General features: G+C 43.7%; 1 protein-coding gene. It reads left to right on the top strand.

The features are described from left to right. Nucleotides 1–311: 311 nt before the first annotated feature. Nucleotides 312–1,586 carry a glutaminase gene (locus tag WFH18_RS17355; protein ID WP_005104674.1) on the top strand — a complete coding sequence of 425 codons (1,275 nt, stop codon included), beginning with the start codon at nt 312–314 and terminating at the stop codon, nt 1,584–1,586. Nucleotides 1,587–1,814 lie beyond the last annotated feature (228 nt).

The raw sequence follows: 1,814 nt of genomic DNA, 5'->3' as shown, positions 1-1,814 counted from the left end.
TGATGTGACAAAACCTGAATCCTGGTCGTTAAAGTGTTTGTTTGCACTCATATTTTAACTGTTAGGACTCAGGTTTTTTTATTTAAAGCAAACTATGGGACAGCAGTGGCAGGAGCGCCCTTTTTTATGTCTCTTAAAACATCAATAAAAATAACAATACTTAAAAATGCAATTCATTTCTGGAGAATTGCCCATAAAGGGAATGCAGCCGATAACATGGATATGCAGAAAATTACCTTTTCACTCTGGTACTTAAGCCAAAAGCCGGTATGTTAATTAAAAATAACAGCCAACTGGAATAAGCTCATTCGATGAAAACCCCGGTGCCCGATTATCTCCAGCATGTATTAACGGTCTGTCATGATAATGATCAGGGCGCTTTGGCTGACTATATCCCTGAACTGGCAGCGGTAGATCCAAACAAGTTCGCCTTAGCGCTGACCACGGTGGATGGCACGATTTATTCCACGGGGGATGATGAAACCGAATTTACCATGCAGTCGATGTCCAAGCCTTTTGCCTATGCCTTGGCATTGCAGCATTTGGGAATTTCAGCAGTACTGGAAAAGGTCGGCGTTGAACCTTCAGGGGAGGCTTTTAATCAGATTTCACTGGATAAAGAAACCAATCTTCCGAAAAATCCAATGATTAACTCGGGTGCGATCACCACGCATTCTTTGATTCCGGTACAAAAAGGCATTTCACGTGCGGAATGCTTGCGCCGTTTTTTAAGTGAGCTGGCAGGCCGTCAACTGGAATTCGACAAGCAGGTGTATAAGTCTGAAGTCAAAACTGCATTCCGGAACCTGTCGATTGGTTACATGCTGCGAACTGTAGGTGTGCTGGATTCGGATCCTGTGGAAATCGTAAATGGATATATCAAGCAATGTGCGATTAAAGTGACGGTCAAAGATCTGGCAAATATCTGCAGTGTGCTCGCCAATGGCGGTGTTCAGGCCAAAACTGGCAAACAGTTGTTAGAACGTGATGTAGTACGTCAAGTGCTCAGCGTGATGATGACCTGTGGCATGTATGATGCGGCGGGTGACTGGCTGACGACGGTCGGAATTCCTGCCAAAAGTGGTGTATCTGGCGGAATTATCGGGGTATTGCCTGGGCAAGTGGGAATTGTAGTTTTTTCTCCTAAAATTGATGAGCATGGGCATAGTGTGCGTGGTGTGGATATCTTCGAGCGTTTGTCGCGGGACATGGGCTTGCATCTGATGGAAGGGACGCCATCGGCACAGACCATTTTGCAAAGTCGTTATATGGCAGGTAAGAACAATGACATTGTCGTGTATGAGCTGCGCGGCGTGTTGCAATTTACCGAGTCGGAAATGTTGCTGCGGATCTTGCAGGATGAGCCAGACGCTAAAACACGTATAGTCATAGACCTGACCAATTTGACTCTGATTCATGATGTGGGTGCACGTATGTTATTTGAAGGGGTCAAACGTTTACAAGCAGCTGGACACAAAGTGGTGGTCATTGATTCAGAAGGTGTATTGAGTGAGGAACAGGTGAAAGGCAATAAGCGGGTAGTAGTGACAGAAGAACTAGAGCGCTATTTGGACAAGTTTCATTAAGCCACATCCATAGGAATGAGTATGCCTTTCATTACTTGCGCTTTAAAACTTGCTCAGTAGAGGAAATGAAATATAAAAAAGCCCCGATGATTCGAGGCTTTTTTAATGAACGATTTATTTAACCTGAGTTCGACATAAAAAATAAATAAAAAAAAGCCTTAGCATCTGTAATATCTTGGTTACGAAGACAAAACATTTCAGAGCAAGGCTTTTTCATGGACTATATTA

This window comes from Acinetobacter sp. USHLN143 (assembly GCF_037145695.1).
GTDB lineage: Bacteria > Pseudomonadota > Gammaproteobacteria > Pseudomonadales > Moraxellaceae > Acinetobacter > Acinetobacter fasciculus.
This window is presented reverse-complemented; position numbering and strand designations above follow the sequence as displayed.

Excerpts from the sequence above, each read along its gene's own strand:
- WFH18_RS17355 (WP_005104674.1), top strand. The coding sequence starts at position 312 with ATGAAAACCCCGGTGCCCGATTATCTCCAGCATGTATTAACGGTCTGT.